This window comes from Ewingella sp. AOP9-I1-14 (assembly GCF_052375995.1).
GTDB classification, from domain to species: domain Bacteria; phylum Pseudomonadota; class Gammaproteobacteria; order Enterobacterales; family Enterobacteriaceae; genus Ewingella; species Ewingella allii.
The window spans coordinates 126,950-140,200 of record NZ_JBQSVA010000007.1; the positions used below are offsets into that span (position 1 = coordinate 126,950).

The following is a 13,251-nucleotide window of genomic DNA, read 5'->3' on the forward strand; positions in this document are numbered from 1 at the left end:
CACGGAGTAAAACCTAAGATTTAATGCAACAATAATACTTGCATTTATCCGCAAATCCCGTCAGTCTAAAAACAGACCAGAAACTACATTTCGTCAGAGAGACGGGAGAAATAACATGAAAACGGCTGATTTTATTCACGATTTAACTGACTGGATCGACAAGAATCTGGAAGAGCGACTGGATATCAACACCGTCGCCGAGCGAGCAGGGTACTCAAAATGGTATCTGCAACGGATGTTTAAAGAGCATACCGGCTCGGCGTTGGGCGAATATATTCGTGCGAAAAAATTAAATATTTCTGCCGAGCGACTGGCAAACAGCGGCGAGCCAATCGTCAATGTTGCGATCTCCCTGGGCTTTGATTCCCAGCAGTCTTTCAACCGCAGTTTCAAGCGCCAATTTGGCCAAACTCCGGGCGACTGGCGCAAAACACTCCACAACCAGCCAGAACGCAGCGGCTGCATGTGTAGCTAAGTTTTCTGCGTAGATAAGACCCTAGATTAAGACTCCGCGTAACGACGCCCGGCCATCAATGACCGGGCGTGTTGTTTTTTATAGGGCGAGGATATGGCAGGAATTACTTCAAAAGCGTACTTAACAGCTGTTTGGAGACCGGCACCAACCCAACTTGCAGGCCAAACGGCTTGAACAATTTGTTGATGATGTCCGAGGTATAATTCCCTTTGTCGTTCTCGACGTCTGACAAGGTTTTCCTTGAGACAGCAACCAATTTTGCATAAGCATCCTGCTTCAGGTTCAACACCTCGATCCGCAACTTTTTCAACGCACCTCCCTGTGTTAACTCGCCCAATAGCAGCTGTTTAATGATGCCATGCATCACGGCTTGCCGGTCCTGAGTGCTTACAGCTGTAGAGCTTTTAGATACTCTTTGCCGAGAAGGCGTACGCGAGGAACTCTCTGCCATCGTTGCTGGCTTTTCGACTGGAGAATCTGCGGCATTTTGCAACAGCTTCTGCCTTTCCCGAATTTTGCGGATGGTCTCTTTCGCTGAGATCGGGGCTGATTCATGACCTTTCATAGCAGCCCCCAGCGACGCAGTTTTTCAGCGATAAAGTCAAAGCCGATCCCCGGCATGTTAATAATCTGTTCCGGCACGCCCCTGTCCACCAACCTTGCTTTAAGGCCGAGGAGCTGTTGAGCCGTTTCCCTCAAAGCCTCTAACAGCGTTTCCGCTGGAACAAGGTCATTAAGCGCTGCCGCTATACCCGTAAAATCATACTCACCACCGATTTCTAATGGGGCGGTCCATTTAGTGGTTCGGGCTATTCCTTCGGGGTCAGCTTTCATCGGGGCGAAATCGTATATCGGCGCCAGACCAATCCTGTGTTCATCCTTGAGCAGCGACGTGTTACGCCCATGGTTATCACTATTGCCAAAGATAATATTGAGCAAATCGCGGCGCACCCATTCAATCACAAAGGCTGGAATATCAAAGTCAAATCCCTGTTCAATCACGGTGTCGCCGTGGGTGATTTTATTGATAAGCACCCTGATGGCTTCCTCATGATACAGCGTCGTGCCGGGTGCTTTTCTTAATGCTGAATAGACTGATTCCATGCCAAAGCGTTTGATCTGGTTATCATCTACGAAACAAATATCAAATCTTGGTAGCCATAAAGAAGGGTAGGTTAGACCTTCCTCAAGACGCATATGTTGAGTTGGGATGGTATCAAAACCCATTGCCGCGAGTTCGTGATAGAAATGGAATTCAGCCCGCAGAATATTGCAGTCAACCTCACTGCGGCCTCCGCGCGGGAACTTCACCAGATAGTGGGTATCTCGATTGAGTGAATCGTTCTGGTAGGTATCAATCCAAATTCGCCCTTGCTGGCTGCATCTTAGTAATAGTTTTGGTGCTTCGCCGCCCGCGCCTGTCGCCCCCCCGGCGGCAGCTCCGCGCTGCTGGGCGTAATCCAGAAAATCCGAAGCTCTATTTTTCACATCGTCGAGGGTAAAAAATAGCTGTTCAGCCAGAGGGTGATATTCGGGGAGTGACTCTTTAATCCTTAAATTGCCGACCGGCGACATGGTGCCGTGGCGCAGTAATACAAAATCCTGCTGGTCGGCCGCCATACCCTCAAGATCCAGATAGTTTGCCCAATAGCGCCTGCTGGCCCCGCTTGGAATAATATCATCAAGGAATTTCAGCCAGCCGCGTGGGCCTTCGTTCTCAAAAAATAGAGAAACAGGGTGATTCAGTGACACCGCGTGATTATCATCGCGGCCGAGATTTTCAACGGCATAGTCTGAATCATAATGGAGTTCAGTGATTCGAAAAGCGTTGTTTTCACTTTCTGGGAAGGTGATGTGCGCCATATCCACCCATTGATTTTGCAGGAAAGCTTGTAGTGTTAAATATTCCATACGGATCTCCAGAAAGTCTTATGAGTAGTATAGTGCTCTTTAACTGAGGAAAATTCAATTTTTGTCACTTATAAGACTCATTAATTGTAATGTAGGGTTATATTGTTACCTATACCACTCATTGTCTTTCTTCAAGGATCGGCCAATACGTATGTAAGCTCGGTTATCAACGTCAGAGCCAGCAGGTGATCATGTCACTCGCGTTAATAATGAAAAAGGCCTGCTGGAGAAAGCAGGCCTTTTGTCTATCTTGGGTAAGGTTACTCGTCGCGTATCTGCTGCAAAATCTCTCCCAACCTCTCGCGCTGTGCTAGCGGAATTTCGCGCCCGGCGGAGTATCCGGCGTTTTGGATAATCACGTCATTCAGCGCCACTAACCAGTCGTAAATGTAGAACGCGGTGTTATTAGCGGGTGCCAGCGTCAGCTTGGTTAGACGTTGGGAGGTGCTCCAGTTTTTCGCTGGCTTGGCGAAGATCTTGTGCCCACGGTTAATGCGGCTGTCCGGACGCTGTGACTCCTCAATCTGCAAGAAGCCCAGCCAGGCCACAAAGTCACCCATCACCGTCAGCACGCGTGACACCTGACGATCGGCCTGACTTTCGCTGGCGGCGGCGGATTGCTGAGTCTCTTCCAGCACGCCAGATAGCATGCCCGCGACGTCCATCCGCACCCCGGCGGTGATCACCTCTTCCACCAGCATTTCGACCCCCGGCTTGCCTATGCCGAGCAAATCCACCAGCGGCGCATTGTCCGGCAGGCCGCGCAGGTGGTTAATCCAGTAATGCTGGGTTTGGCGCGCAAAGTCGGTTTCGGCCACAGGCGGCTGGGCGGCGTGCTGATCCTCGACCGGCGCATCCAGCGGTTCGTCGCTGAACAGGTCGATGCTGATCCCAATACCAAAGGTTTCCGTCAGAACAGGAGCAGTCGCGCCGCCGCCGGTGATGTTGGCGGCGGGCTGAATGTCGAACTGCTGCAAGTAGAGGCGGCGCAGATCCTCGCGGGCGGGCAGCAGGCGCTCGAGCAGTTCGCCATGAACGCCCGCGCGGGTTTGCAGCGCTTTGAGTAAGCTTTCGGCAATTTTCTGCTTCTGCGCTAACTCTTGCTCATTGGAAGAGGGCAGCCAGCTTCCCAGCAGGTTGTCGGTCAGCACGCGGCGCAGTTCGTCGCGCTGCTCGCCTAGGCGCGCCAGTTTGTTGGCCGGAGTCACCTCGGCGGTGAGCCAGCTCGCCATGCGCTCAATGCCTCGTTTGTCCATCGCCAGCATGGTGCCCCAGGCATCGCCGGGGGTGCCAACGTGGCGCTGCACTGTTTCATCGAAATGCTCGCTGTGAGTGATGCGCTGGTCGAATGGCGTCAGCGCCCAAATCAGGCCCGGCTTGCGCTGGCTGCGGATCTGCGCGTTTTCGCCTTGGGTCTGTTTCACCCAATTATCCAGCGCCTTGCTGACGCTTTTCACCGCGCCACGGTTCCCGGCGGCGGTGCAGACTAATAGCGAATTGACCTGCTGATTTTCCGTATATCGCTCCAGCAGTCCGGCGTTTTTGGCGTGCAACAGGCCCGGCGACAGCAGACTGTGGGTGGTTCCCAACTCACGGGCATCGGCCTGAGTGGGGAAAAGCAGCAGGTCAACCTGTTCAAACAGCGCTTCCTGCGGCGCCGACAGTAACGGCAGCAGCAGTTCGGCGGTCAACACCGTTACTTCCACCAGAGAAATCTCAACCGGCTGCCCGGCCACGCCCTGGTGCACCGGGCGAACCGACAGGCTCTGACCTCGCGATTCCGTCTCAAAGTCGGCGGTTAGGGTGATCGGACTCATTATCCCATCGGCGGGCAGCAGGTGGTCATCCACCAGCACGTTGAGAGGCGCCAGAACCTGCGTCGCACCCTCCAGTTGTTGCAAAACGTGGGCGAAATGGCGGTAAAACGCCGTGGCGTGGCTGGCTTCATTCCACAGAATGGAAAACAGGCGGGCGCGATCGTCAATGCCCAGATAAGGCGCCAGTTCCACCGCCGCAGGCCAGAAGTGCAGGGCGCGCAGCCGGTCGGCTTTAGCATCCGTGCGCGCCAACATGTCCCAGATAGCCACCACGTCATCGCCGGTCAGGCCGTCAATGGCGTCGGGCTGGCGATGCAAAGAGAGGCTGTGCAGGTGAGTCAGGATCTGTTGCTGATCCCACTCGGCGTGCGGGCCTTGGGTCGCGGCATCCAGCGCGGCGATTTTTATCAGCTCGGCTTCGCTAAGCAGCGTTAGTTGCACCGGCCACTGCGAGTCCGCGCTCTCTGACAGACGCGTAAAGCGAGTGACCAACGTGGTGGCCTGACTGCTGGGGTTGATATGGCTGAAATAGTCGAGAACGCGATCGCCCAGCAGCGTTTCCAGCGTGCCGTTTTCCCCGGCAGTGAGGGCATTCAGCAGATAAGATTTACCCGCCTGGGAGTAGCCATAAAGCCCAATCCCAGGATTCTGTGATGCTGAGATGGCAAGATTCTCGGCCTTGTGGCGTTGGCGGCGCAGCTTCAGCTTCAGGCGGTCGGCTTCCATATTCAGGCGCGGCGACTGCTGGCGGTTACTCTCAATCCACTGTATGGCCTGAGTGACGCCGCTGGCGATCTGGGTCAGCTGGCTGTTGAGAAGTTCGGTGTGGGTTGAAGTCATTTCTTAAATACGCTCCCGCTGTCGATCCAGTAGTGAGTGGCACCTGAGCCACTGGCCGCCAGGGTATTCAATTTCAGTCGCAGATGGTCGGTCGGCACCGGCGTGCCGTCCTGAAGTGCCGCTTGGGCGATTTCCACTTGCTCGGGGCTGTCGCCATCGCCTTGCTTGCTCACTTTTAGCTTCAGGGTCAGCACGTTATCTCCGGCGATGCGTCGCGCCAGTTTGTGATCGTTAATCGACAAGGTATAGAGCGGCGACGCGGGCCAGCGGTCATTGTCCAACTGGCGGAAACCCAGGCACAGCGGGCCGCGCATCTGGAAACTCACCTCTTGGCTGAGTTGGAAATCCGGCTGGTCGAGGTCGATATCGCTGTAATAGACGTTCTCCCCGGTCAGCGCGTTATTGCTGTCGAGCATACCGAGATAGCGAATAGTCGAGTACGGCTGGAAGTCGCCCGCCTTGAAATAGAAGCTGTTCAGGCGCAGGTCCAGCGATAGCAGGCAGAGCATCGCGCCGACGGCGGCGGTGGATTTCGGGTTATCGATTCGGCCTAACTTGTTAAACGGATACCAATCGCTGGTATGATAACCATCAAGGGACAAAATGCGGTTGGCCGGTAAAGGCTGGAGCAGGCGGAACAGCGCCTGAATGCCCGGGAAGCGGGAAGGGCGGCCGGTCAGCAGCAGCACGTCGCAAGAGTAGAGCGCCACTACTTCGCACAGCGAGCGCAGCTGCTGGGTGATGTGCATGCGCGGCGACAAAAACTCGGCGTGCAGCTTGCTCAGATTGAGGATTAACGGCACTTGTAGAATGTCGAATGGCGCGGCGTCGTTGCGCAGTTCGCGCTGCACTTCGCTGTTAATGTGATCGCGAACTTTTTGCGTCGGCAGCTGCTCGAGCAGATCGCTAAAGCGCGTTTCGATTTCGGCGCTGGTGTCTAACGGGTCGAAGCTTTCATAGGCTTCGAGGATCGCGCGGCCGACCGGCATGAAGATCTGTAAAGTGACCTGCTGGCGCAGAATCGACAGGCCGTCCATCCGGCCTTCATGACCAAACAGCTTGTCCATTAGCGGCTCGGGGTTGGCGATGCCGGCCTTCTTTAGTGCGCCTTGCAACGCAGGCAGCACGTAGAGCTGGATCACGTCGAGCAGGATGTCATCTCCCGCCACCTTAAAGCCCTCGCGGAACAGCAAACGTGGAAGGATTTTCACGTTATTGCCCACGCCGTCGTCCAGCCAATACTGGGTGATAGCCAAGTCCGTGGTGCCGCCGCCAATATCTATCGAGGCGATGCGCAGGGTTTTGCCTACGGTTTCTCCTTCGGCCAACTCTTTGTCCGGGCGCGCCATGCTGGCAAAGAATGCCTCGGTACGCCCGGCAAAATTCACCTGAGATTCATTATACAGGTAGACCATTTGGCCGCAGGTGGCTTCGTCCCACTCCATCTGAACCTCTGGCACCGGAACCTGGCTTAACGCGCGTTGAGCCGCCGTGGTGAACTCTTCATCAGCCGGGTGCCAGCCCATGGCTTTCCACACCACGCCTATCGCCTCAAGCATGCGGCGACGGAAAATTTCGCGTTCGGGTTTCGGCATCGCCGAAGGCAGCGTCAGGATGATATTGCGCAGCCGACGCGGCGCGGCAGAGTGGATCATCTTCATACGCTGCGCGGCGCTGTTGATTTGCATCAGCGCCTGCGCCAGCAGCTCGGAAAGCATAAAGGTCATGATCGAGCTGCGGCTGTAGTGCGGCGAGAACACTGGCAGGCGCTCGTCCACCGGCACGGTGAACAGCGGCTGGCCTTCGTCATTGAACAGGAAAGTTTGCGGCAGCGCGGTGGCCGCCGGTTCCTGCGCGGAACGACCGCTACTCTGGCTGAATCGCCAGCCCGGCGCGTAGCTCTCTTCATCCCACAGGTAGCGGCGCGGGCTGGAAAGCCCGGTGGAGCCGTCGGTGCCCTGACGCGTCAGCGCCATGCGGCTGGCTTCGCGCCCGACGCGGACGATAGAAGGCCAGATGAAGGCGTCGTCGCGGCCACTTTCCACCGAGAAGTTTTGCTTGCCGAAATGCGCCTCCGCGAACTCAATCCGGCTTTCAAACAGTTCGTTATATTGTAGATGCGGCTGACTTAAATCGCGGATTTGCAGCTCGTAAGTCTGCTTCAGACCGTTGCTTTCGTCAGGGCTTTCTTCCACTAAAATACCGCAGGTGTGGGAGTTGCCGACATCCAGAATCAGATCCACGTTGATCGCCGGCTCTTGCAGCGTGCTGGTGCTGATTTTGATTTCAGGGATCGACAGCTGGGTACCCAGCATTTCCAACAAATTCAGGTAGTGCGCCTGATATTCAAATTCGCGCAGGGCGGTTTTGATATCACGCGGATTGCGGTTTTCGCGCTGAATCGCCTGCTGGCTGAATGCTTCGCGCAACCAGCCGTCCACCCAGGTCAGGTCGAGGAAGTCACTCAGCTCATCATTGTAAAAAGCCAAGGCGAAACTGGCGCCGGTCTTGATGTCATTGTCATTTGGCGTCAGCTGCTCGGGCTGTTGGCCCTCTTCCAATTCAGCGGTGTCAGTATAAACCTTGGTATCAAATGCCAAAATAATGCGATGGGTGTAGCCTTCGTTATCCGGCTTATCCAGCGCAATCACCTGCATCCGCGCCCAGTTATCCGGCCCGCCGGAGAAGTTGCGCGGCGGCGTAAAACGCAGGAACGGCAACGGCAGCCAGATTTTCTCCAGCAGCGCGAGGGACTGGGCCAGCGAAATACTGGATTCAGGGCGCACCACTTCAACCTGCGCACCCGGCACCGGCAGGGAGTATTTGCCGGTCAGCGGATCGTGGTCGAGGCGCAGCAGCGGGCCGTTGGCGCTTTTGCGGACGAATTTGGACGGCAGATCTTCATCAATCTGCGGCGTCAGGGCGAAGTCCAGAAACTGGATGCCGCTGTTCTTAATCAGCGTAATACGCTGTTTATAATCAGGAATAGATGCCAGCATCGGTTATTTACTCTCGCGCTTCATGGTCATCGGGATGACGGTGTTGGCGTCGTAGCGGCCTTTACAATCGGCGGTGCCGTTCAGAGGTTGGGTACAGACGATCTCTGGCATTTGATACCTCGAACCATCGCTGCATTTGGCTTTAAATCGACTGTTAATCACCAGATTTCCTGAACTCATCAGCCCGGCGCTGATGTCTGCTTTGCAGCTCATGCCGTCGCCATATTGGATTTTTGCCGTGCCTTTACCGTTTTTGATTTGGTATTTCAGGCTCGGCGGCTTGCCGGTGACCGGAGTTTTAATGTCCAGCACCACGCGCCAGTTGCCATTAAGGAACTTGGTAGAGCCGACTTTGACGGCGTCCGGCGGCATGGTCAGCGCGGTTTTATCTTCCGGTGCTGTCGGCGTGGCTGCCACTGGGGCAGGAGCCGGAGCGGGTTCCGCCACTGGCGGCGTGGCGACGGCGGGAGCCAATGGCAGCTCGGCGGTTTTAGCAGGAATGACTTCCGGCGCGGGCGTCGCGGCCACGGCAGCCGATTTATCTTCCACTTTATCTTCCACTACAGGTTTTGGCTCGATGGCCTTGGCCGTGACCACCGGGGCATCGCTGGCAGGCAGGGCGCGCTTCTCGGCAACTGCCGGTGCCACCGGGGCCGCGTGCTTGGCTGAGGAAAATGCGCCGGTAAATTGCATCACCAGCGTGGCGGCCAGCGCCGCGCCGGGGATCAGCCACCAAAAACGCAGCCAGCCGCGATTGGCCGGGCTTTTCACGGCGGCGGCAGGCGCGGTTTCTGGCTGCGGTTTGACTTCAACCTGAGGTTTAGGCTCCACCAACGGTGGCAGTGGCTCAGTGCGTTTGACGGTCGGTAACGGCAGATCAACTAGCGAGCTTTCCGGTTTAAACACCGGCGGGCGCAGGCAATCAAGGGCATCAATACGGGATTTTTTATCCAGATGAACAAAGCCCCAGAAGGTCAGAACGGGCCTGCCATTCACCAGATAAACGTGGTTTTGGTCAGGAAACTGGATGGCTTTCGCCAACAAGGTGCCAAACAGCTGCTGGCCCGGCTTGCTAGATTTCAGCGCCGCCTGACACAGCGTCTGCACCACGGCGCGGCACTGTTCGAGCTGGGTAATGGCCGAGGCGCGCTCGCTGTCGCTGGCGGATAACCACGAGGTGACTTTGCCCGCGATAGGGGAATACCAGTCAATGCGGTCGCCCGCTTCGTTGGGTTGGGGAATGGCCAGCACGTCGGCAATCGACTGCTGCTTGCGAAGACGTAATGTTTCGCGGATTTGCAGCGCAGAGGCGTAAACCGGCTGGCCGTTTTCACCAAGTGCCTGAATATCGTCCAAACTTCCACTGCGTAAAAATGATTTTGCCACGCAAAAATTGCCCCGTATTGGAGGTGCTTGAAGAGGTGCCAGCGGCAGAAAATAATGCTCTATCGGCGATTGTGGTGATTTTACCGTCAGCCGCTGGCAATCAAACGCAGGAATAAGGGGGTAAAGCGGGTTTTGTTTAAGGCAAATGAGCCATTATGCGCACAGTGATTCGGCGTGCTGGTGGGTGGCGACCACTTTCTGACCAAGCTTTTTGGCTAAGGCTAAGTTTGCCTCGAAATCTGCAGGGTTGGCCGTGTGAATCAGTTCAGAGGTCAGAACCGGCGCGCCGCAATAGTCAAAAATCCCGTGGTCAATCTGGGTTTTCATCGCGCCAAAGTAGCCGTGCCGCGCGAAAGTGCGCATATCCGCGCCGCCCAACGCCACCAAATGCACCTTCAGGTGAAGCAACTTTTTCACCACTTTGCCCGAGCCATCGTCTTCGTAGGCCCAGCCGTTGGCAAAGACCCGATCGATCCAACCTTTCAGCTGGCCTGGCATTGACCACCAGTAAATCGGATAAACCAAGATGAGCGCATCTGCCCGGTCAACGCGGGCTTGTTCATCCAGCACGTCCTGGGGCAAAGCGGATTTGCCATTGAAAGCATTCATATCAGTCGCGGTGAAGCGAGGATCAAAATCTTCAGCGGCAAGGTCGGCGATTTCGACGCTGTGACCTCCCTCTGCGCCAGTGATCCCCTCGGCAATCTGCTTGGCGAGGGTGTGGGTTAGCGAGTCGGTAATCGGGTGTGAAACAACAATAAGAGTGTGCATGGTGCAAATTCCTTCTTGTAGAGGGTCTGGGTGAGCTGTAAAATAATATACTATTGGTAAGTTACCTTTGGTATATAAGCATGTCAAGCGACGAAAACAGGAAAGAAGTGGCCTCATCACGCCCACGCATTCGGCTGTCCAGAGAGGACCGCTATCTGCAATTGGTCAGCGTGGCATGGGCAATTATTCGTGAAGAGGGTACCGAGGCACTGACTCTCGGCTATCTGGCAGAGCGAGCGGGCGTGACCAAACCGGTAGTTTATGACCATTTTGGCACCCGCTCCGGCCTGCTGGCGGTGCTGTATCAGGATTACGACAACCGCCAAACGCTGGTGATGGACAAGGCATTGGAGGAAAGCGGCGAGCAGCTGGCAGATAAAGCGGCGGTGATTGCCAACTCTTATGTGGAGTGCGTGTTGAATCAAGGACGGGAAATTTCAGGCATCGTTTCTGCCCTGAGCGGCACGCCCGAGCTGGAAAAGATCAAATGTGAATACGAGTGCGGCTTTATCGAGAAGTGCCGGGGGATTTTAAGCCCCTACGTTACGCAAGGCGCGATCTCCATCGCCGGACTCTGGGCAATGCTCGGCGCCGCCGAAGCCCTGTCCAACGCCGCAGTGCGCCAACAAATCAGCGCCGAAGAAGCTAAGAATGAGTTAGTGGAGACGATTTTGGGGCTGGTGGGTCGGGCAGGGTAAGGAGAGAGCGGTGCACAGCGCACATGAGTGAAAACAAGGAGAAATATAATGCGCACTTTATTGGTTTCCAAAAAAGGTAATAACCTCGAGACTGAGTTAAAAAATGGACCAAATGATGAGGTCCTGATCCCGCAACCTGCTAAGCCAAGCTGGACCTCACTTTTAAAGCATGAAAAGACAGAAGAGGATTTTCTGATTGAGCGCCAAGATGTGATTGAGTGACTGGCATTAAGTCTACAAGAAAGACGCATTTTTAAGTCCTTCCTGTAGAGATAACTCCTCTTTATCCCCATCTTGAAGTCAGGCCGCATCCCTGCGGCCTTCCGCTTACGCCAAATCTAACAACTGATTCAACTGCTCGATTTGCTGTTGCCATTCCCGCTGTAGGGCGGGTTTTTGATGCTTAGGTTTGCGGGCCAAGTCCTCGGCCAGCTTGGTTTCGAGTTCGACTAGGGTGGCGAGCAGGCGCTCTTCCTCGCTGTCTGCTTTGAGAGGTGTCGCCTCTGGTTTTTCATCACAGCTCGCACTTGTCACTGGCACCTGTTTGTCTGCCAAGATGGCGTAGACGGGGGCCAGATCGTGCCACTCCTCTAAACACTGCTGGTGGATAAGCCAGAATCGGTTGCAGCTCTGCTCAATCAAGGTGCGATCGTGGGAAACCAGTAACACCGCGCCCGCGAAGGTTTTCAGGGTTTCGGCCAGCTCCTCTTTGCCTTCCATATCCAGATGGTTGGTCGGCTCATCCAGTAATAACAGCGAGTAATTTGCCAGCGTCAGGCCGATAAACAGCAGGCGCGAACGCTCGCCGCCGCTGAGGGTACTGACCTTTTGCTGGTGACGCAGATAGGGGAAACCCGCGCCAATCAGCGCCATTTTTCGCTGATCCTCGGTCAATGGGGCGAAAGGAGCCAGAGCGTCGCTCAGCGAGTCGTCGTCACGCAGCTGATGCAGACTCTGGTCGTAATAACCCATCTGCACCTTGGGGTGGAAGACCATCCCCGGCTGCGGACTTTCGGGCTGCTCGAAAGCGCGCCATAAGCTGTGCAGCAATGAAGATTTGCCACAGCCGTTGCGGCCCACCAGCGCCACGCGATCGCCACTTTTTACGCGGATTTCGTCCAGTTCGAACAGCACCGGCGCATCGTGGTCCGGGCGAACTTTCAGGTCGGTTAGCGCCAAAACCCGGTCGGCGGGCAGGGCTTCACCCGTCAACTTCAACTGCCACTGGTTGCCCGCGGTGAGCTGAGTCTGCTCATCCTTCATCCGGTCCACCTGCTTCTCCATTTGCTTGGCCTTGCGCGCCAGCTTCTCGTTGTCATACACGCTGCCCCAGATGGCTAACCGTTTGGCGCTTTTCGCCACCCGGTCAATTTCCTTCTGTTCAGCCTGATGGCGATGAGCATCGGCGGCGTCCTTCTCTTCAAGAGCCTGACGTGCCTGAGTGCAGGGTAAGCGTATGAATTGCAGCGTTTTGTCGCGCAGGATCCATGTACAGTTGGTGACGCTATCCAGCAGGCTGCGGTCATGGGAAACCAGCACAAAGCTGCCCCCCCAGTTTTGCAGAAACTGCTCGAGCCACAGCAGCGTGGGCAGGTCCAAGTGGTTGCTCGGTTCATCCAGCAGCAGTAAATCCGGCTGGCGGATCAGCGCGCGGGCCAGCAGCAGGCGAGTATGCTGCCCGCCGCTGAGGGTTCCCGCCGTCAGTTCCCACGCCGATTCATCAAAACCTAAGGTGGCGAGCAGCACTTCGGCCTGCCAGCTCTCGGGCTGATGCAGGCTGTCCGGCAAATGGTTAAGTACCGCCTCAAGCAGTGTGGAGTGCTGCAAGGTGGCGGGCAAGTGCTGCTCGACGGTGGCCATCAAACAGTGATTGGCAAGGGTGATGCTGCCGGAGCTGGCGGATAACGCGCCGCTGAGGATCTTCAGCAGGGTGCTTTTGCCGCAGCCGTTGTGACCAATCAGGCCGATGCGGTCGCCTTTTTTTAGGCTAAAGGTGATCTCAGCCAGCAATGGGCCGAAGGAATTGTCGTAGCCGACAGATTGTGCGGAAAGTAGTGTGCTCATGATGCTTACTCAGATTTTTAGGCATAGAAATGCCTATCGTCAAAAATCGCTGACGATAACCGGTAAGCCGGAGGGAAGTTCTCAGGTTGTTAGTTAGCTTCGCTCAAGCAGGTTATCGCAGCACGATACCGGTAACGCTTGAGCAGTGACGATCGCTAAGGACGAGCGAAATGAAAAACATTTCACGGGTCAGCATGGCAATCCTCCTTATATTTCGTTGGTGAATGAATAATCTGATTATATTGAAGAATCTTCGAATTAGTCTAACCTTTTATATCCCCTTCAATTTT

The 13,251-nt window shown here is 55.5% G+C and carries 10 protein-coding genes; 3 read left to right on the top strand and 7 right to left on the bottom strand.

Annotation, left to right across the window (positions count from 1 at the left end):
• Nucleotides 1-115: 115 nt before the first annotated feature.
• A complete protein-coding gene (locus ACT3RT_RS18125) occupies nucleotides 116-475 on the top strand; it encodes a helix-turn-helix domain-containing protein (protein ID WP_353504249.1) in 360 nt (119 codons plus the stop codon).
• A 103-nt stretch (nucleotides 476-578) separates the two neighbouring features.
• On the opposite strand, the gene ACT3RT_RS18130 is transcribed toward ACT3RT_RS18125, so the two are convergent.
• From ACT3RT_RS18130 to ACT3RT_RS18155, 6 genes are all read right to left on the bottom strand, one after another.
• Nucleotides 579-1,040, bottom strand: coding sequence for a helix-turn-helix transcriptional regulator (locus ACT3RT_RS18130; protein ID WP_485903406.1), 462 nt, complete (start codon nucleotides 1,038-1,040; stop codon nucleotides 579-581).
• The gene (locus tag ACT3RT_RS18135) at nucleotides 1,037-2,386 is read right to left on the bottom strand and encodes a type II toxin-antitoxin system HipA family toxin (protein ID WP_496203485.1); all 1,350 of its coding nucleotides are present in this window, start codon (nucleotides 2,384-2,386) and stop codon (nucleotides 1,037-1,039) included. The genes ACT3RT_RS18130 and ACT3RT_RS18135 overlap by 4 nt, the downstream gene beginning before the upstream one ends.
• 260 nt (nucleotides 2,387-2,646) lie before the next feature.
• Nucleotides 2,647-5,043: a virulence factor SrfC family protein gene (locus ACT3RT_RS18140; RefSeq protein ID WP_496203486.1), complete on the bottom strand. Its 2,397-nt coding sequence runs from the start codon at nucleotides 5,041-5,043 to the stop codon at nucleotides 2,647-2,649.
• Nucleotides 5,040-8,042 (bottom strand): virulence factor SrfB, encoded by a 3,003-nt coding sequence (locus ACT3RT_RS18145; RefSeq protein WP_496203487.1) that lies wholly within the window; start codon nucleotides 8,040-8,042, stop codon nucleotides 5,040-5,042. Before ACT3RT_RS18145 ends, ACT3RT_RS18140 begins: the two co-directional genes overlap by 4 nt.
• Nucleotides 8,043-8,045: 3 nt before the next feature.
• The gene (locus ACT3RT_RS18150; protein WP_496203488.1) at nucleotides 8,046-9,428 is read right to left on the bottom strand and encodes an SrfA family protein; all 1,383 of its coding nucleotides are present in this window, start codon (nucleotides 9,426-9,428) and stop codon (nucleotides 8,046-8,048) included.
• A 153-nt stretch (nucleotides 9,429-9,581) separates the two neighbouring features.
• Complete coding sequence (locus ACT3RT_RS18155) at nucleotides 9,582-10,199, bottom strand: NAD(P)H-dependent oxidoreductase (protein ID WP_496203489.1); 618 nt, start codon at nucleotides 10,197-10,199, stop codon at nucleotides 9,582-9,584.
• 80 nt (nucleotides 10,200-10,279) lie between these two features.
• On the opposite strand from ACT3RT_RS18155, the gene ACT3RT_RS18160 reads away from it, so the two are divergent.
• A complete protein-coding gene (locus tag ACT3RT_RS18160) occupies nucleotides 10,280-10,897 on the top strand; it encodes a TetR/AcrR family transcriptional regulator (RefSeq protein ID WP_496203490.1) in 618 nt (205 codons plus the stop codon).
• A 48-nt stretch (nucleotides 10,898-10,945) separates the two neighbouring features.
• Nucleotides 10,946-11,119, top strand: coding sequence for a hypothetical protein (locus ACT3RT_RS18165; RefSeq protein WP_496203491.1), 174 nt, complete (start codon nucleotides 10,946-10,948; stop codon nucleotides 11,117-11,119).
• Between the two features lie 105 nt (nucleotides 11,120-11,224).
• Here ACT3RT_RS18165 and ACT3RT_RS18170 read toward each other — a convergent pair whose 3' ends face one another.
• A complete protein-coding gene (locus tag ACT3RT_RS18170; RefSeq protein ID WP_496203492.1) occupies nucleotides 11,225-12,961 on the bottom strand; it encodes an ABC-F family ATP-binding cassette domain-containing protein in 1,737 nt (578 codons plus the stop codon).
• Between the last annotated feature and the right edge of the window lie 290 nt (nucleotides 12,962-13,251).

Coding starts and splice junctions, on each gene's coding strand:
- ACT3RT_RS18160 (WP_496203490.1), top strand. CDS start 10,280: ATGTCAAGCGACGAAAACAGGAAAGAAGTGGCCTCATCACGCCCACGC.
- ACT3RT_RS18155 (WP_496203489.1), bottom strand. CDS start 10,199: ATGCACACTCTTATTGTTGTTTCACACCCGATTACCGACTCGCTAACC.
- ACT3RT_RS18145 (WP_496203487.1), bottom strand. CDS start 8,042: ATGCTGGCATCTATTCCTGATTATAAACAGCGTATTACGCTGATTAAG.
- ACT3RT_RS18140 (WP_496203486.1), bottom strand. CDS start 5,043: ATGACTTCAACCCACACCGAACTTCTCAACAGCCAGCTGACCCAGATC.
- ACT3RT_RS18125 (WP_353504249.1), top strand. CDS start 116: ATGAAAACGGCTGATTTTATTCACGATTTAACTGACTGGATCGACAAG.
- ACT3RT_RS18165 (WP_496203491.1), top strand. CDS start 10,946: ATGCGCACTTTATTGGTTTCCAAAAAAGGTAATAACCTCGAGACTGAG.
- ACT3RT_RS18170 (WP_496203492.1), bottom strand. CDS start 12,961: ATGAGCACACTACTTTCCGCACAATCTGTCGGCTACGACAATTCCTTC.
- ACT3RT_RS18130 (WP_485903406.1), bottom strand. CDS start 1,040: ATGAAAGGTCATGAATCAGCCCCGATCTCAGCGAAAGAGACCATCCGC.
- ACT3RT_RS18135 (WP_496203485.1), bottom strand. CDS start 2,386: ATGGAATATTTAACACTACAAGCTTTCCTGCAAAATCAATGGGTGGAT.